The organism is Paenibacillus shunpengii (assembly GCF_042684905.1).
Taxonomy (GTDB): Bacteria; Bacillota; Bacilli; order Paenibacillales; family Paenibacillaceae; genus Paenibacillus; species Paenibacillus shunpengii.
Map to the genome: position 1 here is coordinate 2,302,006 of NZ_JBHUMJ010000002.1, position 19,515 is coordinate 2,321,520.

General features: G+C 46.8%; 12 protein-coding genes. 1 reads left to right on the top strand and 11 read right to left on the bottom strand.

Going from position 1 to position 19,515, the window contains the following annotated elements:
• Window positions 1-36: 36 nt before the first annotated feature.
• The 5 genes from ACFSVM_RS10800 to ACFSVM_RS10820 form a co-directional block, all read right to left on the bottom strand.
• On the bottom strand, window positions 37-4,203 hold the full coding sequence (locus ACFSVM_RS10800) for a family 16 glycoside hydrolase (protein WP_379262041.1): 4,167 nt from the start codon (window positions 4,201-4,203) through the stop codon (window positions 37-39).
• A 184-nt stretch (window positions 4,204-4,387) separates the two neighbouring features.
• Window positions 4,388-6,667 (bottom strand): AraC family transcriptional regulator, encoded by a 2,280-nt coding sequence (locus ACFSVM_RS10805; RefSeq protein WP_379262043.1) that lies wholly within the window; start codon window positions 6,665-6,667, stop codon window positions 4,388-4,390.
• Between the two features lie 124 nt (window positions 6,668-6,791).
• Window positions 6,792-8,324, bottom strand: a complete 1,533-nt coding sequence (locus tag ACFSVM_RS10810) for an extracellular solute-binding protein (protein WP_379262045.1) — start codon at window positions 8,322-8,324, stop codon at window positions 6,792-6,794.
• Window positions 8,325-8,380: 56 nt separating this feature from the next.
• The gene (locus tag ACFSVM_RS10815) at window positions 8,381-9,262 is read right to left on the bottom strand and encodes a carbohydrate ABC transporter permease (RefSeq protein WP_379262047.1); all 882 of its coding nucleotides are present in this window, start codon (window positions 9,260-9,262) and stop codon (window positions 8,381-8,383) included.
• A gap of 26 nt (window positions 9,263-9,288) precedes the next feature.
• Window positions 9,289-10,245, bottom strand: coding sequence for an ABC transporter permease (locus tag ACFSVM_RS10820; protein ID WP_377782672.1), 957 nt, complete (start codon window positions 10,243-10,245; stop codon window positions 9,289-9,291).
• A gap of 295 nt (window positions 10,246-10,540) precedes the next feature.
• On the opposite strand from ACFSVM_RS10820, the gene ACFSVM_RS10825 reads away from it, so the two are divergent.
• Window positions 10,541-11,515 (top strand): bile acid:sodium symporter family protein, encoded by a 975-nt coding sequence (locus tag ACFSVM_RS10825; protein ID WP_379262049.1) that lies wholly within the window; start codon window positions 10,541-10,543, stop codon window positions 11,513-11,515.
• Between the two features lie 74 nt (window positions 11,516-11,589).
• Here the strand turns inward: ACFSVM_RS10825 and ACFSVM_RS10830 are convergent, their stop codons facing one another.
• From ACFSVM_RS10830 to ACFSVM_RS10855, 6 genes are all read right to left on the bottom strand, one after another.
• Window positions 11,590-11,850 carry a hypothetical protein gene (locus tag ACFSVM_RS10830; RefSeq protein ID WP_076313919.1) on the bottom strand — a complete coding sequence of 87 codons (261 nt, stop codon included), beginning with the start codon at window positions 11,848-11,850 and terminating at the stop codon, window positions 11,590-11,592.
• Between the two features lie 46 nt (window positions 11,851-11,896).
• Window positions 11,897-12,481: a TetR/AcrR family transcriptional regulator gene (locus ACFSVM_RS10835; RefSeq protein WP_379262052.1), complete on the bottom strand. Its 585-nt coding sequence runs from the start codon at window positions 12,479-12,481 to the stop codon at window positions 11,897-11,899.
• A 155-nt stretch (window positions 12,482-12,636) separates the two neighbouring features.
• Window positions 12,637-13,518, bottom strand: coding sequence for an ergot alkaloid biosynthesis protein (locus ACFSVM_RS10840; RefSeq protein ID WP_379262054.1), 882 nt, complete (start codon window positions 13,516-13,518; stop codon window positions 12,637-12,639).
• A gap of 33 nt (window positions 13,519-13,551) precedes the next feature.
• Entirely contained in the window at window positions 13,552-13,965 is a 414-nt protein-coding gene (locus tag ACFSVM_RS10845) for a nuclear transport factor 2 family protein (RefSeq protein WP_379262056.1), read from the bottom strand.
• A gap of 331 nt (window positions 13,966-14,296) precedes the next feature.
• Complete coding sequence (locus ACFSVM_RS10850; protein WP_379262058.1) at window positions 14,297-16,426, bottom strand: galactose-binding domain-containing protein; 2,130 nt, start codon at window positions 16,424-16,426, stop codon at window positions 14,297-14,299.
• Window positions 16,401-19,505 carry a glycosyl hydrolase gene (locus ACFSVM_RS10855; RefSeq protein ID WP_379262060.1) on the bottom strand — a complete coding sequence of 1,035 codons (3,105 nt, stop codon included), beginning with the start codon at window positions 19,503-19,505 and terminating at the stop codon, window positions 16,401-16,403. Before ACFSVM_RS10855 ends, ACFSVM_RS10850 begins: the two co-directional genes overlap by 26 nt.
• Between the last annotated feature and the right edge of the window lie 10 nt (window positions 19,506-19,515).

Below are 19,515 nucleotides of genomic sequence, written 5' to 3' on the forward strand. Positions count from 1 at the left end.
AATCCCTCATGGACAGTGCCGACCCATTTTGTTTCGTTAATTATTCTCCGGCTCGTAAACCGCAAAATCATCAAACCGGGTCGCCTGATTTGCCGACCGAATGCCTGCCTTACCTTGCGAAAGCGCCGGCGGCTGGCCCGGGAACAGGCTTCCATTGTCTGTAACGTCAAATACAAGTTTATCGTCCACATACCCCATCAACCGGCTTCCATTTACGACGAGGCGAAGCTGATACCATTTGCCAACGACGTATGGATATGGCATTTTCACCGTGTATTCCTTCAACGCACCGTCTACAGACCGACCTAACGAGATATACCCTTTGCTGCCGCCTGCCAGCCCGTTCTCTCCATCATGAATCCGGAGCATATAAAAGTTTCGGCCGTCTGCGGAGGCACGTGCGATAATACCCGGTAGAGCAGGGCTAGCCACAGCCTTCAACCTTGCTCTCACCTCATAGTTCGTCCATGCACCGGAGCCAACGGTAAACGCCATGTTAGGATTCGTATATTTCTCCAGCACCTTTCCACCGCCGTCGTTGACGACACGGAGGTTCGCCGTATCGATTGCCGTGCCTAGCTTCCAGCCGCTTGATGGATCTTGATTATAAATACCGTTCTCGAAGTCTTCTTCATACAGCACTGCTCCGTGCGCTGCATCCGGATTCGCCTCTAAGTGAACAGTATAGGTCTGAACATTGCCTGCTTCAGCCGTCACCTTGACAGATGCTGTCCCGCTTCCCTCTGTCAGCACCGCATCCGTAATTTGCGCTGTTGCGACATTGCTTGCTGTCGGTACTGCTTCGGTTACGGCCACATACGTCGTCCGTGACGGCACCTTGACCGTATACTCGTAAATACCCGGAATGAGTATAATATCACTGTCGGCAAGTGCTCCCGGGTTATAAGGTCCGCTGTCCGGGATAACGGACAGCTTCAGACTGCTCAGCGTAGCGTCTTCGCTTGCCTTGGCCATAGCCAGCGTATAGTAGGTTGCTCCGTTGTCATCCGCAGACATAGCGGATACCGTATACTGTTGTTCCTCACCTACACCACCGAGTGGAACAGAAGCTTCCTCCGATGGATGTACCCTGGCGTGCGCTCCGTCATAAACCGAGGCGGTTACCGTTGCAGTATCGGATTGAGCAACGGGCAGCTTCAGCGAATAGCGGCTGATGTATGGGCTAAATCCTTCAATGCTTTGGCCGTTAACCTGTATATCGCCAAGCAGCGGCATAATCGGATACACCTTTATTTCGTCAAATTGAACCGATGCCAGATTACTGCGCAGCCCTGCTTTCCCTGAGGCAAGCTTCTGATCAGTTGTATCCGTATATTCGATTAGCTTCGAGCCGTCTACATAACCGGTCAGACGATCACCCACTGCCTCAAGCTTAAGGGTGTGCCACTCCATAGGATCAAAGGACTCCGGCAGTTCCGCACTGCCCAGCTCTTCTTCATTATTGCCGTTTGAATGATGCCTGTTCAGAACAACACGGGTACCTGAAGTGGAATGCTCCAAGTAAAAGAAATAGTGTTTGCCGCCATTAGCCGTCCTCACAAGCAGCCCCATCTCTGCACTGCTACCTTCAAGAGAAGCAGCTAACTTCAGCCGGGCTTCCATGCCAAGGTCGCGCGTATCCTTCATTTGAGCGTCAGTAAAAATGGCAACCACAGGCGTTTCACTAACGGATGCGCCTTCTGACATCACATAAGTATCACCGTATACGGAATCCGTTACAGTTAGCCATCTCGCTTGCTTTTTGCTATTCCCTTTCTTATTCCATTCCTCAACCTCAGCCTGTTCTTCTGCCGTCTCAAAGCTGTTCTTATACAGAGCATCCGCATAAACGTTGATCCCATTAATGGATAATGCACCGCTCGCCGTGGAACCGGTAACATTCAGCTTGACGTAACGGGCTCTCGGGTTATTCTCAAACCCGTTTAGCGACCTGCCTAATTCGTATTCAACTTCAGCGGCGGTGGAGTAGAATTGGCCGTCTCTGCTCGTTTGAATTGTATACTGAAAGCCGCGGGAGGACGAATCAGTCCATTCCACCTCCGTCCCGGACAAATGATATTCCTTCCCTAAGTCAATCACGACGCTTTGCGGGTAATCGCTGCTCTCCGCCGCCGCAGCTGATATAGAATCACCGTCTACAAGTGCCTGCAGATTCTTTAGGCTGCCTTCCGCCAGCTTTACCTCTTTACCTGCAGATACGATATTGCTTATGCTGGAGTCAACAGCCTCCAGTTCAATGAGCATGACGGCATTTGGGCTTAAAGTCTGAGTGAGTACCTCATTCCCAGTCACATTCATCGAGCCTTGCTCGGCAAGCTCCAGCTCATCCTGCTTGTTGTAGGCATAATTGCTGCTAGTCGCATCTACAATATATTTTCTGTACCTGATCGCTTTCCCTTCGAAACCGGCCGGAAGATTGCGCACCGCAATGCTAACATCCTGGCTGACCGTTCCATCCAGCTGATGGTTCCATACCAGCATCGAAACTTTAGAATCGCTGTTCCGGGTCGCCAGCAGTCTTACGCCGGTATTGCCTGTATGTCCTCCCTCCGTATGAACCTTGTCGTCTCCGAGCCGGGCGAACATTCGCATCGTGTTGAAGTAGGGCGTCATGTACGTATGACCAAGAAGCTCGTAATAGCGCAGCTTATCCGGCGTGCCGACAAGCTGAAACTTATTGATGTCCGGATTTCCCCATAATATATCAATACGGGCGACCTCGTTCAGTGCGCCTAAATCAAGCTTCAGCCACGACCAATAATCGGCCTGCCTGAAGAAAGTGGAGGAGTCATTATCGATGACGGAAGCTACCGATGGATCGCCAGCTGCGTTTGGAATGGTAACCGGATTACCATCGCGATCATAGAGGCGCAGCTCTTTGATTGTCATTTCCCCTGTTGTTGCCGATTCGCGCCAGCCGCGCAAATTCATATATCGCACCGGCCCCTCGTAGCCGGAATCAAAGCTTTGATACGCTTCGGTATTCCCGCTGCTTAAGGCGTAATCCACATCAAACTGGTTTTTGAAATAAGCATTCAGCGTATGGACTGCCACCCAGTTCATCGGTATATCGGTGCCGCCCTTCTCGTAGTAATACGCCGAATCCGTCATGAAAGCCGCTTGCTTGGCTAAGGCAATATTGTTAGTAGAATCGCTTAATCCCCCTCCCCCTTTCCAGCCGTATTCGCTGACGACAGTAATAGCTTCCGGATAATACTGCCGCAAATACCGTTTCATCTCCAGCTCTTGCGTTTCATTCTCCGACGTTTGTGTCCGGTAGCGGTGCCAGGAGACAAAATCGACATGATAGCCTTCCCGGTAGGCGATATCGACAAATTCCTTTTGCTTCGCAAAATCATAGCCAGAAAGCACGGGACCGCCAACCTTAATCCGCTTTCCCTGCCCTTCCTGGAATGTATCATCGAGCCCAAGCTGCTCGTTCACCCACAGCACCGCTTCGGACATCCCTTGATACATTCGCATATAGCCGGGTTTATCATCGGTATGCTCCATGACGTTCAGCTCATGCCCGTAAAAGGCCGGTTCGAGATTAGGCTCATTCCCAACTTCGATATATTCCAGCTTCGGATTTTTTTGCTTTAAGGTCATGATGATTGTTTTCATTGCCGCATCAAATTCAGACCAGTTCATTTCCGATTCACCGGCTATGAGCCGATTTTTACCGGGATTAGAAGCGCCCCCATACGAATAGCCAAGTGTCAGCATCAACGATTCAGAGAACTGCCCCATGAAATCGTACGTTTCCTTCCTGCCATGCTTCAGGTCCGGATTCGTGGCCAAATTATCCGGATCATTGATGGAATAAGCCAAGTAATCCGGATTATTTGCATCCTTGTTGTAATACCAATTGATTTTGACAAAATCCCGCACGACTTTAGTTCGAATTCCTTTCAGTTCATCGACGACATGAACAGGGAGCGGCGTATAGTTCGTATTGTTGAACTGCTCCGTGCGGATCAGCTTGCCATCCGGTATCGCGTAATCGGCTGCCAATTCCACCTCGGCAGAGCTGGATGCCATTGCATGGCCAACTCCCCCTCCTGTTGATGATGTCGGCGATAGTCCGAGTACTGCGGTTACGGCCATAACAGCTGCCATCAGCCTCGATAAGCGCACTTTGAATAATTTTGCACCTTGTAGTCCAGTCGTGTACATTTTCATGTGTGCCGGATTCCTCCATTTACCATAGATTTGGTTCCCTCCTATGCTCCACATCGTTATTTACGCTATCCTCTACACCAACCTGAATATGGTGGCGGCAATTTATCTCTCAAGCAAGTAACTCCTTATATGAACCGCAGCTCTGTAAAAGGAGCCTTCCTCCGATGGAAGTGATTTCCCCGCGTTAACCCAGCTTATCCCTGTAATTGCCCGGCGTCATCCCTTCCATCTTGCGGAAGTAACGGATGAAGTTTGCGGGATTATTATAGCTGAGCCTGTAGGCAATATCTGTGATCGTCATATCCGTTTCCTTCAACCAATGCTTCGCCATCTTCAGCCGGTATTGAGCTAAATAATCTGCAAAGTTAATGCCGGTCTCCTGGCGGAAGACGCGCCCTATATATTGGGGATGATAATTAAGCCGCATGGCGCATTTCTCCAGCGTAAGATCGGTATCAAATGCCTCTTCAATCAGACGGATAACGCCTTGAGAGATCGTATCAAATTGGGCCTGCCTGCGGTCATCCAGCAGACGAATGCCCGGTATAAGTACATGGCTTCGAAACCATTCCTGTGTCTCGGCTGCCGTATTAAGCTTCTGAAATTCGCCAAGCAGGGAGCTTTCGCCAAACTTGAACAGCTGAGACGATATGCCGGCGTCCTGGAACAACCGGACCACATCCATCAGCAGCCTGGCAAGAGCCAGCTGGTAATCATTATGATTACCGTCTTGTTTGGCCAGAGCTTCCATCAGAACCTTAAGTGCAGCCCCTGCCCGCTCTTCGTCGACCGATTGGATGGCAGATAGCAATTCTTCTCCTAGCTCTCTCGGATAAATTACTTCCTTACTTTTATCCGGCATGACGTCCTCGATGAACAGAATCGCTTCCTCGCCAAGCCGTGCACGGTATTTGAGTGCCAGCCCGCTTTCTGCGAATGCTCTTCCCGCTGCTTCCCATTGTCCGAAAGGCCGGCTGATCCCGATACTCGTCTGCAGATACACATAATGCTTGACTGACGCCTGTACCTGGCTGGACCGTTCGAATACAGCTTCCTTGAACGACTGATCGGACAAGGCACCAGCCCCAGCCAGTACAACTACCGCGTCCTGCACAATTATCGGCGGGAGGCGGTCACCTGCCGGCATTAGTTCAGCAGCTATATTACTGACCGCAAACAACAGCAGCTCCAGATCCTTCTCCGAGAAACGACCGCTGTTCAGTCGTTCAATCTGGATCTGGATAACCCGCATTGTATTCCATTGCTCCACTTGCTCATAGCCGTAATAGTGAAGCCGCTCCCGCAGATCCTGGCCATTGCCCTCATTCAGCAGCAGCTTGCGTACAAGAAGCTCCACCAGCTGTTCCTGCTGTCCTTTCATCTCAAATCTAAGACGGGACTGATCCGATAGAATCCGCTCGATCCGCTCTGAGATAGCCAGAAACTCATCCCGCGCCTGCCCTTCCTTCCCGTCCAGCAGCTTGTGATAAATGCGCCGTACAGGACTATACATCCGCCGTGAGCCAATCGTGGCAAACAGAACGGTAGCGGCCAGCAGGGTTACACTAATCAAAATGGAGGTCCAGCCAATCGCTCTCGCCTGGCTCGTGATTGAAGCGGTGGGAACAACAGATAAATAGGTCCAGCTGTTATAAGGGGATTTGCGGAAGGATATCGAAACCTGCTCGCCGTTCACTTCCTCCTGAATGACGCCTTCTGAGCCGGAAACCTGTACTATATTCTGGATATAAGCTTGGTCTGTCAAATCCGCTCCAATGATGGCATCGTCCGAATCGGCGATGACGCGATGATCTTCATCCATAATGAAGATACGCCCAGGCAAGGAGTCGCTTGCAATCCACTGATTCAGCTGCTGTGGTGATAATACGACTGCAATGAGACCTCGCGGACTAACGGCATTGATCGGCCACTTCTTCACGCTAAGGACTGCATTGTCCAAATCGACCGTGCCTTCCGGGCCTTGCAGCGGAGCCGAGCTGCCGCTGATCCAGACTGAGCCTTGCGGAAAGTCTGAATAGTTGTGAAGCTTTTCCTTCAGGCTGGGAGGGTTGTATTCGTTCATGCCTGCATTCGTAATGATCCAGTCCTTCTCCAGGCTGTACAGATAAACGTCCTTGATGCCCAATTCGTAGGATTGAATGGCAGCGATTACATCGTACAGCTCAAGAATGAGCTCCCGGTCGCTGATGCTTAGCGAAGTTGGAAATGCGCCGGTTACGGCGGGCATGCTTAATATTTGCGTGGTGGAATTATCGATCATCTTCAGTGCTTGCTCTACACGGAGCTGGCTTTGCCGTAATACTTGAGCATTGCTATCCTCCGCTTGCCGCAGCACCGACATAGAGGAGTAGTGATACGAATACCATCCCAATGTTAGAATTGGAAATATCCCGATCATGGATGTGAGAATAACCAATTTCAATAAATAGCTGGATGTGCGCATCGTTCACTACCCCCGGTATACGTTATTGTGCCTGCATCATTCAGGCGCCTTTAGAGCACATGCTCGATATAGTTGGTTGATATCTTATCATAATAATGTGGGTCAGCAGCACTCCTATATCGTACTATTTGGCACTATCGTTATAGGCTTTCGTATATTCCTCAATAATTTTGTCTCCGCCTTCCTCCCTCCATCGGGCAACCGCTGCGTCAAAATCCGCTTCGGTAATCTCGCCCATAATGAACTTGACTCTTGCATCTACAATAATTTTGTCCAGCTCAGAGCCCACTTCGCTGTACGTATCGGATATATGAGAGAGTACCGGATTGCTGACGGCAATCTCCTTGTTTTTGTTGTACATTTCGTTGCGCATATGAACGAGCGGTCCGCCAAATGTTGTAACCTTATCGCGCAATACAGCTAGCTGAGACGAATCGCCCATACCGTATTCTACAAGCATTTTGGAGTCGGTCGTCTTCACGTATTCATCGTTTACGATCTCATACTGACGTCCTTCTAGACCGTTCACCAGCATATTCTGCATATCTTCATCCGACACCTTATCGAAGAAGTTGAGCACCGCCTTCAAATCTTCCTCCGTTTTCACCGTCGTCTTCGGAATCATAAATAGTCCATAAGAACCCGAGCCGCCTGCGCTGCGAAGTCCTTTAGGTCCTTCCAGTGCATTGGTCATCGTAATCGTGCCGGTCGGCACAATCTTTTTGACGCTTTCTTCAATACCTTGCGCATCGTTCAAGTTGGCAACCCATGCACCTGCTTTGCTGGCGTTAATCAGCTGCTTGCCATCCTTCACTACAGCGAAGTCCAGATTGATTAGTTTCTCGTCGTACAGCTTCTGATAGAATTTCAATGTCTCTTTATATACTGGAGTCATATGCGCCGGAATCGCCTTGCCATCTACGATCTCCCAGTCGACCGGACCTCCGTGCCATACAAGCATCGAACGCCAGCTGCCTGATTCTGCCGATTCAGCAAGCCCAATTGTATCGGCCTTGCCATTTCCGTCTGGGTCACCATTTGCAAAGGCCTTCAGCACCTCATAGAATTGATCAATCGTCGTCGGCATCTCCAGGCCCAGCTTCTCCAGCCAGTCTTTGCGTAGCATAACGCCGTCCCTCGCCAGATCGCGCTCCCGGTAAATGCCGAATACTTTCCCGTCGATGGCTATACCGTCAAGAGCGATCTGATCCATCCGGCTTAAATTTGGATAATCCTTCAGATAAGGCCCTAGCTCCCAGAACATCCCTGAGCGGACGGCATTCAAAATGTACGGCAGCTTCTGATTCAATACCAGGATGGCGCTAGGCAATTCTCCTGATGCAACCGTCGCGCTGACTTTATCGGGATAAGTGGTCGACGGCACCCAAGTAAGTGTTAAATCCGTATTGGTGCGCTCCTCCAGCCGTTTATAGATTTCGCCTTCCGGATCAAGAAACTCTGGATTGTAGCTCGTCAGCATGATAGACATTTTGAACGGCTTCTGCCCATCTGTACCGGCTGCCGTTCCTGTCCCTTCTTGCCCCGTATTCCCTGCCGATCCGCCGCCAGCACAACCGGCGAGTAAGCTTGCAGCAAGCACTGTTGTACAGAAGGCAGCCCCCCATTTAATTCGCTTTTGTTTCCTTGCCATTGTCATAAGCCGTTTACCTCCCTATTCATAAACAAATTTATTCAATGTTCCTCTTCTCATTATCAGCCCTTCACAGAGCCTAATAAGGCTCCCTTGGCAAAATGCTTTTGCAGAAACGGATACACAAGCAGAATTGGCAGGGTGGAAACGACGATAACCGCCATCTTCACCGATTGCTCAGGCGGAACAAAGTCTGACTCGAACGCGGCCGTATCACCGATATTACCGCCTTGGGACAAAATAACGATTTGCCTTAGCAGAACCTGAATCGGCCACATGGTTGAATCGTTAATGTACAGGACAGCGCTGAAGAAGGTATTCCAATGCCCTACCGCATAAAATAAGCTGAATGTAGCAATTACAGGCAGCGATAACGGAACCACAATTCGAATCAAAATGCCCGGATCACTTGCGCCATCTATCTTCGCTGCTTCCTCCAGCCCTTCGGGCAGCTGCTGGAAGAAGCTTCTTATAATAATGAGATTAAATGCGCTAACCGCTCCAGGAATAAGAAGCGACCAATACGTATCGATCATGCCTAATTCCTTGACGACTAGAAACGTAGGAATCATACCGCCGCTGAACAGCATCGTGAAAATCACCATAAGCTGAATCGGCTTGCGAAAGTCCAAATCCTTTCGCGCCAGCGGATATGCCATCAGGCAGGTAACAACGATATTGATTAAGGTTCCGAATATGGTAATGAATATGGTAACGCCAAGGCTTTTGACCAGCGTGCTGGTTGAGAATATAAATTCGTAAGCGCTTAAAGTAAATTCCGTAGGAAACAGAATAAATCCTTTCTCAAGCAGCTCGCTTTGGGTCGCGAATGAGCCCGCTACGACATAAACAAAAGGAATAATGGTAAGCAGAGCAAACAATCCGAGCAGAACAACATTCAATGTATCAAACATTTTGCTGCCCCATGTGCGGTCCCGAACCATCAAATACACCTCCCTTCTTCACCAGGTTATAAAATACCTTCCTCTCCAAACCGTTTCGCCAAATAGTTGGCTCCAAATACAAGCGCTAGCCCAACGACGGACTTGAACAAGCCAACGGCGGTGCTGTAGCTGTACTGCCCTTGCGCAATGCCGGTTGAATAGACGTACGTATCGAATACTTCCCCAACTTCACGGTTCAGCGGATTCAGCATCAGCCATATTTGCTCAAAGCCCGTATCAAGAAAATTGCCAAGCCGCAGAATAAGCAGCACGATAATGGTGGATCGGATTGCCGGCAGCGTAATGTGCCATAGCTGGCGGAAACGGTTCGCTCCGTCCATCCTCGCTGCTTCATACAATTGGGTGTCTACGCCAGCCAAGGCGGCGAGGAATATGATCGTTCCCCAACCGGTCTCCTTCCAGATGACCTCAGCGGTAACGAAGCCGCGGAACCATTCCGGGCTGGCGAGAAATTGTATCTTCTCTCCCCCAAACGCAGCAATGGCTTCATTGACTACCCCGCCCTCCGTCGTAAACAGCAGATACGCAATGGAAACGATTACAACCCATGACATGAAATGAGGGATATAGATAAGTGTCTGGATAAATCGCTTGTATACCTCAATCCGCAGCTCATTCAGCATAAGCGCTACAATGATCGGCAGCGGGAAAAAGAAGAAAATATTATACGCTGCCAAAATGAACGTATTCTTAAGCAGCATCCAAAACAATGGATCCCCAAAAAAACGGTCAAAGTGCTTCATGCCCACCCATTCACTGTTCAAAAATCCGAGAAAAGGCTGGTAATTTTGAAAGGCAAGCAAGACTCCATACATCGGAATATATTTAAAAATAATGAAGTAAATCAGTCCAGGCAGCAGCATGATGTACAGCCATTTGTTACGGACCATCCGCCTCAGCCTGTTACGGTGATATGCTTTGCCGACCGAGGACGGATGTGGGGTAATCACTTCGCTCTTCATATGGCATCTCCTTTCTTCCTCTTTCTCTCTTCCAAATACGAAACGGCGCCGTTTCTATTCCTCCGAATTGTAGGTGAATCGTCCTGTTGCCGTATATAGTCATTCCGATAGAAGTTAAAAAAATCCAGATGCAGCAAGGGTTTGCCGAAACCGTATAATCATTAACATACCTGGATAGTCATTTGAGAAGACGGACCGCTACATTACATTCAGCATGACTTTTCTTGATTTGGAAACGTCTATCCCCATAAAAGGTGTATAATGTAAAGAACTTATTGAAGAAGGAAGTTATGTCATGCTGCTTACTATAAACCGTATACTTAACCGAATGATGCCGCTGATTACTCCGCTCAGTGTCTTGATTGGTGTGCTTTGCGGAAGTGCGCTTTCCTCTTATACTCCTTTGACTCCCTGGCTATTTGCTTTTATGACATTTACCGGAAGCATCAGCCTTGGATTTAAAGATTTTTTGAATGTGCTTAAAAATCCGCTGCCTTTGTTCATCTGTATCTTTATTCTTCACATTGCAATGCCGCTGGTTGCCCTTGGGTTCGGGAATGCACTCTACTCCTCCGAAGATTATACAATTACCGGACTTGTGCTAGCTGCAGTTATTCCGACCGGAATTAGCAGTTTTATATGGGTCAGTATTTACAAAGGAAATACGGCGCTTACGCTATCCATCATTTTGATTGATACACTGCTAGCTCCCTTTGTCGTACCAGGTGTTCTATCATTGCTGATCGGAACTAGCGTTGAGCTGGACACTTGGGCCATGATGAGCAGTCTGTTCTGGATGATCGTGGTACCATCACTACTGGGCATGGTGCTTAATGAATGGAGCAAAGGCAAGGTGGCTCCTAAGTGGAGTCCCAGACTAAATCCATTTTCCAAACTTTTTATGGCTGTTGTCATCATGATTAATGGATCTGTCATTTCTCCATACCTGACTGACATTAACCTGCAATTAGTTGGGCTTGCTGTCGTTATTGTGACTATGGCGGCTTCTGGATACGCCCTTTGTTTTCTTACGGCCCGAATCCTGCGTTGGAATGAAGCAGACGAAGTCGCTCTTCTATTTAATGGAGGCATGCGTAATATTAGCGCAGGTGCAGTTCTTGCCGTTTCATACTTTCCTCCTCCGGTCGCTGTACCGGTTGTGCTCGGGATGGTATTCCAGCAGCTCTTGGCTTCAATCGTTGGCTTCCTGCTCGGAACCCGCTCCAGGAACAAAAAGATCGCGGGGGAATCCTCTATAAACCAAACATAGAGCAATTGTATTTAGCTCAAATAAAAAAAGAGCAGCTACCCATCGGTAGACTGCTCTCCTTAGTTGCATAAATATTATCCAAACAATGCTTTGATCAGCTGCTTGTCGTTCGTCTCCCAGGCTTGGCGACCCAGTTTATGTAAGTATTTCGGCCGTTCGTTAAGATACTGCTGCACATCAGGCATTTCCCCCGGGTAATGAATGACCTTGTTGTACCCCAGAATATCCTCGCTGAAATGAGCAAGCTGATGGGTAAAGAACAGCGGATCATAATGATGAAAGTTGTATACAACCTTCGAATCATCCGTAAGCGTAAGCTCCTTCGAGGTCAGCACGCTGTTGGCGTCGTTGCCGCCGACGAGAATCGTTCGTCCATATATTTCATCTATTAAGTATATCCAGCGTTATTTTCGCAATCTGTGTAATCACGATAGGGTCTTTTGTCATTTTAGCAGATTGAGTTAAGGCATACCGAGCGTGATATAGATAAGCAGCCAGCTCTCGCAAATCGACGTTTGGATCAAATTCTCCTTGTTTTTGTCCACGGATCAAGGCTTCATAAATCGCCTGCTCCAAGAGAAGCTTATCCTGTACGAAGATTTCAGCGATTTCATGGTCATGTGGAATCTGATCAATTGCACTATTTAGAATAAAGCATTCATTTCGGCGCTTCTCATCTGTTAGTGCTTCCACAATAGTCCCAAATATATGGTTAATGGCTTCCTTAACGTGTGCTGACTGCTCCAAATAAGCCACAACTGAAGATGATTTCTCATTAACATAGTACTTAACTGCTTTAATGAAAAGGTCACGTTTCGTACCGTAAGTGTCGTATAAACTTTGCCGGGCTATCCCGAGACCATCGAGTAAAATTTGCAGTGATGTGCCTGCGTATCCATAATGGCCGAATACTTCCATAGCCTTATGCAGCACAATCGTCGTATCAAACTCCTTATTTCTTGCCAAAAAGCCCGCCTCCCTTCTCTTCATCCTATCTTTCATAGAATCTCTCAGTCAAGCATAATAACAAATATACTAACCGTACCTATTAAGATATAAGGAATTCATCTCTTATCCCAATAGGACTTATAGACCCCTATTCTTAAGTGTTCAGTCTATGTTCATTGGTGCTGTTTATCGCTGATAGCAGAGTTCCATAGGGAAGCATGTTTTTCCGCGAACCTATGGAAGGAAATCGGCTCCTTTCCAGTCAACCTAACCACCGTGTCAGTCCTTAAATCTTCCGTCCCTTCCTCACGGATTCTACGGTCCAGCTCCGTCATGATCTCTGCATAGGTCTTATTGAGTCCTGCTGCTAACCAGCTACGGGTAAGTTCTTCACTTGATATGGATTGGTGAGTCACATTTCTTCCTATTACTTTTGTTATAATTTGACTGATATCTTCATATGAAAGTGAATCAGGCCCAGTTATGATGTGCTCCGTATTATGAGCTTCAACATCAACAAGTGCTCTCACAGCGACTTCTGCAATATCTTCTGCTGATACGAAGCCTACTTTTCCGTGACCTGCGGCACTAATAATTGAATCCTGCTGACGAATCGTCTTAGCATGCTGACCTTCGGTAAAATTCTCCATAAAGTAAGAAGGTCTCAGTACAGTCCACTCAGGGGCCCGTTCCTTCAGTAATTGATGAACCGGTCCAAATACAGGTCCTTCCTCTGAAATGGAGGCACTGCTAAGCAATACAAAGCGACGAACGCCTTGTTCCAATGCCATTTCGATAAAGGGTTGCATCACTTCAATTGGTTCTGGATCGCCTACCGGAGCAACCAAATATACGCGTTCTACATTTTCTACAGCTGGAAGAAACGTTAAACGGTCATACCAGTCAAAATGGACTTGTTTCATAGGATTAATAATATCCTGTTTATTTCGAAGTGTCGTACTGTAGGGGTATCCGGATTGATCTAGTCGATTCGCTATTCTCGTTCCCGTCTTACCTCTTCCTCCGGTTATAAGTATTTTGTTATGATTCATCATCAGAGTCATCTCCTTATTGGCTAGTAGCCGTAATTAATTTTGCACCGCATTCAGAACCACTACCGGATTCCAGTAATCCTTAAAGCGTGTAATCTTTCCACCCTTAGTATGGATTACGGAAATGTACGTTTGTTGATATGGTTTTTGTGTCTCTATAATCACTCCATCGCACGTATACTCGGCAACAATTTTCTCATTCGTAATGGTCAGCTCCGCGTTTGAAAAGGCATGCACATTCATCAGCTTAGGCAGCTCATAAATATAATTTCGAATTTCTTGAATACCAACCAAACGCTTAGTGTAACCTTCTGGGGCATAAGGAAATTCAAAGATCGCATCTTCGCTGAACAGCTCTAACCAGCTTTCAAAATCCTGGGTTATGATGCTGTTATGAAATGTTTCTAAGATTTCAGCTGCCTCTGTCTCAGTTAAAATTCCGTTATTCATAGTAATCTCCCCTTCTTTTCGGACCTTTTAGTCTAGAATGATCAAAAAAAATAATGAATAAATGAAATCCCTTTTCCAGAACAATTAGTCTAAAATCGAGAAATAAAAATGAAGATGTACACCCTCATCAGCCTTACCTACTCACTATCTATTGCTAAGCTCAGCTGAATTTACCGAAACTAATCCGTTATCATGTATTTCCTTCCATATTTCACCTCCTTGATCGTTATTATAATAATTACGGACTGATCAGTCAAGAAAATATTTATACATCGTGTTCTTCGTAAAAAAAGCCCGGTTGATCACCGGGCATAACCGCTAAATCGCACCCTTATTGTGGAGGACCATAAACTTCGAATTCCCATATAGAGTAGCCATATATTGTGGCCCGGACGGTTCCGTGCATTCGTATATAGCGGGCTTCTACTTCATCAAAAGTAATGACCTCAAGTCCACCCTTACCTGCTGTAGTACTGAACACATCTCTCCAATGGGTTTCTTGGCTTGGATCATCAGTGACCTGTATTTGATAGCTCTTTCCATAAGCTGCTTCCCAGTAGAGCCTGACTTCGTTTATCTTCTTAATTTCTCCAAGATCAATATAAACCCAACCCGGATCTACACCCCGCTTTGTGCCAAAACGTGTTGCTAAATTCCCGTCATTTACGTACGGAACGGTATCCTCTAATCCGTCTTGGGATGAGCCTACCGCTGGACGGTGCAGTGCCAGGTTAGTTTTCGGGAGCGGTTCGTTATTCTGAACGGGTCTAATGGTGACATCTCCATAATGTTCTTTGTTCAAAAAATTCATCTCGTGCAGCGTAGTCGCCGGTTCGCTTTCACCAGGCATAAAAATATTCTCAAACGTGAGATCAGTAATCAATGCACCTTCCATACCTTTAATTTTGGCAAAACTTTCACCCGCGTCACGTACCGTAATATCCTTCACTTTAACATCATGAATAGGTCCCACCCCGTGATTGCTGCCATTCACAATGAATAAAGTCATCCAGGCACTATTGTCTTCATTCTTTCCACTGATATCTTCAACGTCCATGGATTCAAATCGTACATCACTCACTGTGCCGGTCCCGTATTTGTGATGAATAGCGAATCCTACGGCGGCTTTGTACACAACGCCGTTACGGAATACAATATCAGATTGATTCTGCATGACACCTTGACCCACTTTATATCCGTAGCATAATGTCCAAGCGATCGTATCCTCAAACAGGACGTTCTGAACAGGTTCAGGGTTTCCCGGCCAAGGTACTTTACCTGAAGCAATGTCAGTATCCTCTTGCCAGGCTTTCGTTGAGAACGGATCATCCAGAGAAATGCCTATCACATTTTGTACGACAACATCTTGAGATTCACAAATATCAATACCGTCATTCTCCCCCATGCCCAAACTGTTAAACAGCTTTAAATTTCGAAAAGTAAGATCGTTTGATCGAACTGTCACGACTGCCCATCCCGAAGATTCCCTTATAATAATGCCGTCCATCACAAATCGGGAAGTATCAATCGGAACGACTAAATTGTTGATCATGCCCTTACCATTTGTTTCTTTGTCATTGTGGAGGACTTGCCCATTTCCGTCGATGGTGCCCCTCCCATATATTCGAATGTTCTCTGATTGAAATTCGGTGGAGATCCACCACGTTGCCGGCCTTCCCATCGAATCCTTAAACCAGTGTTCTGCATAATGGTCCGTCCTTCCTGTCCCCAGCAAAGTGGCTCCCGGTTCTAAATAGATGGCCGTATTGCTTCGTAATACCAAATTGCCAATAGAATAAGTACCTGCTGGTATATAGACAATACCTTGTTTACCGTCTCCTTCAGAGGTTCCGTACTCGCTCGCCTCATCAATCGCATGCTGAATCGCTGCAGTTCTTGCCGAGACTTCCGTAGTGGAGGTTCCTGAAGGTGTAACATGATAAGGAGCAGAAGTAATGTTGAATATTCCCGCTCCTGTTGAAGCTGGAGCATCACTCTCCAGCGGATCTGCAGCGATGACCATTCGGGTCTTGCGGTTGTTCATCATGACAATTAAATATTCATCCGATTGGGTCGTAAAGGTGAGTGTCCTTCCCTCTATTTTGTCTGCTTGTATCCCAAGTTTTTTGGGACTGATCGAATATTCATGTACCTTATCCGTATTCAGAATCGTTAATTCGTAAGTTACTGGGCCTTCGGACATCGAAAAATGTGCATAATCATAGTCGCTGAACCCTTTTATCACTGGAACCGAGACCCCATTTGCTTTAAGTGTATAGTTTGCGGAGTCCTCGTAACGTTCTGAGGGTTCATAGGTTATGACTGAGGCTGGAGCCGAGTGTTCAAGGAACTCTGCGCTCGCTAATGCATTAGCTTGAGGGTTTAAGGTTAGCGGTAACAGCATAACCGCAGCAAGCGTTAATCCAACCGTTGCATTAAACCATTTTTTTGCCCATGTCATTGCATTTTGCCTCCTTTGGTTCACGGGTAGATATAGAAACCAAACCCGGAATATTTGACAATCCAAACCGGACAAAAGCATATCGATCCTGATAAATAGAGGTATCTGGTTGAAGGTCCTTATCCGTCCAGCCCGGCTTATCCTTAAAGCTGTCTGGTCCTACCTTAAGAGGCTCTCCCTTTACATGATGATGCGGACCGAGTAAGTTCCTGCAGCTCCCTGTTAACTCGAGTTCAATTCCATTAACTCCTGTTAGGAGATATTCTGAAATATCTGCTTCATAGGGCTCCCATATAAAGCTCCGAATTTCTATATTGTTTATCACCAATCGGGTGACAATCGCATCTGGCCTTGAGCCAAACTGCCATCGCCATAAAGCAGCATGATCTAAATTCACATTAGCAGTCTGTACTACCCTTATACTCCCCGCGAAGAAGGGGAATCCTTGCCTAATGAAATCGTCTTTCAGCGAAATATACTCAGGTGAATCCGTAAGTGTAAAAGGACCATCCGTATATATAACTCCATGTTCATCATCCACATATTCCGTTTCTGACACGACAGCAAAATCTCCAATTATATAGATACTTTCAAGCTCTGTATCGAGCTTAAGCTTATTGGCTTCAGCTTCGAATTGTGCAGACCGCTCTATAGCTTCATAAGTTTCGGGTGTGTTCCAGAATTCAAGGTTCAGAATGATGGTGTTCCTGCCATAATGAAGGCAACCTCGAATATCTACCTTCTCAAAAGCAATGTCTCTCCACCATCCACAGCTAACAGAAGGTACCTCTTTATCGTTAATCACGATTTTCGTGCTTTCGAGATTCTCTATAACTAGATACATTTCCTTGTCATCTGTAGGCTCAAAAGCAAGATTAACGTCAAATTCCAGATCGATTTTTACCGGATAGCCTATCCTTAGCAGCTCTTCTTGGATAAAAATAATGGGTAAAGAGGGTGACCATTCTCCATTCTCTACTCGATAACGACATGTATCCAGCGTTAAACTGTTAAGATCCATATAATCAATTCTCCATCGCTCATCCAAGATCTGAATATGACTATCCTCATGACGAGACTGTAATTCCGTAGCCGTAACGAGATCACATGGAATATCCGCTTGTTCAAGCCGGATCATATATGAGTAAGCAGGATAGAGAGTCAAATTTAGCTGGGTGCCCTCCTCCACGACGGTTTGATCCACAGCCTGTATCTCCCCGCTCTCCAGATCTATAAGGGATAACCTGCCCTTCTTATGAATTGTTACCTTCACATTTGGGTAAAGTTCTTCTCCAGAATTCACGATGTAATAGAGGTAACAATCATCCAGTTGGAGTGTTTGCACGTTAATCATATCCGACACCATTGGCTTCCCCTGATTATTATGGACAGAAATGGATGGTGAAACTGTACAAGAAACCGTCTTAGCCAAAGAGCTGCGTTCTCGGGCAGGCTTTAATGCCGCAGCTATTAAAGAATCGATATGTTCGCATGGCTCTCCATTCATTAGATATGGATAAGGTTCAAATGCGATTAATCTTCCACCTTGAAGTGAAAATTCCTGAAGTAAATTTACCGTGATTCTGTCTAATGTAATACTAGGAGGGATAATAACTACTCGATATCCAGCCTCTCCAATGACAAATTGTCCATCTACTACCTTGCCATGATGTTCAATGATGCCTTCACTCCCATAGTCATGCTCGATAAATGATTGGCACAACCAGCGGGATAACTGTGCGAAAGAATGGTGATAAGGCTCAATCCTTGTTGAATCTAGGCCTTCTTGCTCCACCCAGGCTGTTCTGATGGGATGCAGCAGAAGTACTTCTGCTTGCCGCGTCCCCTCTGATAGCAGCATGGACAACCGGGAAAAGTAATCATTAAATTGATGATAATCCTTCCACCAAGGCTGTTGATAGAATAAGGATGGCGGATAATCCCGTTTTCGCATGCCTCGAAGTGAATACGCCTGCAAGTGCTGACACATCAGATTTATTCCATGAACAAACTGCCACTCTCCGATTCTCCTTAATTCCTGAAAGCTGACATTCCATCCGCTGCAACCGAAGCTTTCGGTGATGGCTGTTTTTTTGCCAAGCTGCCTGACAACGGAGCTCACCTGTTTCGGAACAATCGGCTCTTCACTAACGAACCGTCCGAGCCAGTCACAGCCGGGTATTTGCAGATACTCGTAAAAGAGGAGTGGATCACCTACCGAAGTGGCTTGACTCATAAGGGTTTGCTCGTCTACAACATGCCCGGTAGAAACCCACCCTTTGTCCCTGCACCACGCTCCGATCTGTTTGGCATACGCTTCCGTAAACATCCTGGTAACACATTCCCAATAATCATACCTTATCTTTCGGCAACCCTTGGTTTCCCTAAAAAGTGCCGGAAGTGCTTGAAGAAGAGAATATCCATAATGACTTTCAAAAACTTCTGTTAATTCTAACGACCATGGAATATGACCACGTCCAAACTGGGGTTCATCTGTAAAAATGCCTTTGAGTATGGAGCCATGCTCTTTGCCAAACTTCTCCCAATATGCTCCATAGATGATTGTAATAAATGCATTCACTGTCATTTTGCTTAGTGTGTCGATGTAATAAGGGTTAACCTCGTAGCCTATTCGAAAGTCAGGCTGGGTTGCGTCATCCGGAGCAAGTAATTGCAGTTCATCACTAACCTGAACATACTTGGCGATGGTCACCATATCCTCTTGCTTAAATGGTGCCCATTCGCAGGTCAGCCGCTTTTGCTGATAATTGGGCCCCATTGCAGGTACCTTTCCGTCGGCATAACCGCTGGGCCAGCCATTTTCGTCATACAGCCACACCTCCATCCCGAGCTCCTGACTTTTCTTGATGCATAGCTGTATCGCCTCCATCCACTCCTCACCCATGTAAGGTACCATAAGGCCCCCGCGGGCATGTATAAAAAAACCTCCGATACCGGCTTTATACATTTCTTCGATTTGTCGCATAAGTTCGTTCTCATTTAGATCGTCATTCCAGGACCAGAAGGGTATCGTTTGGTAACGAGCAGGAGGACTCTTAAGGAGGCTCCATACGGTCATTGTCTTCTCC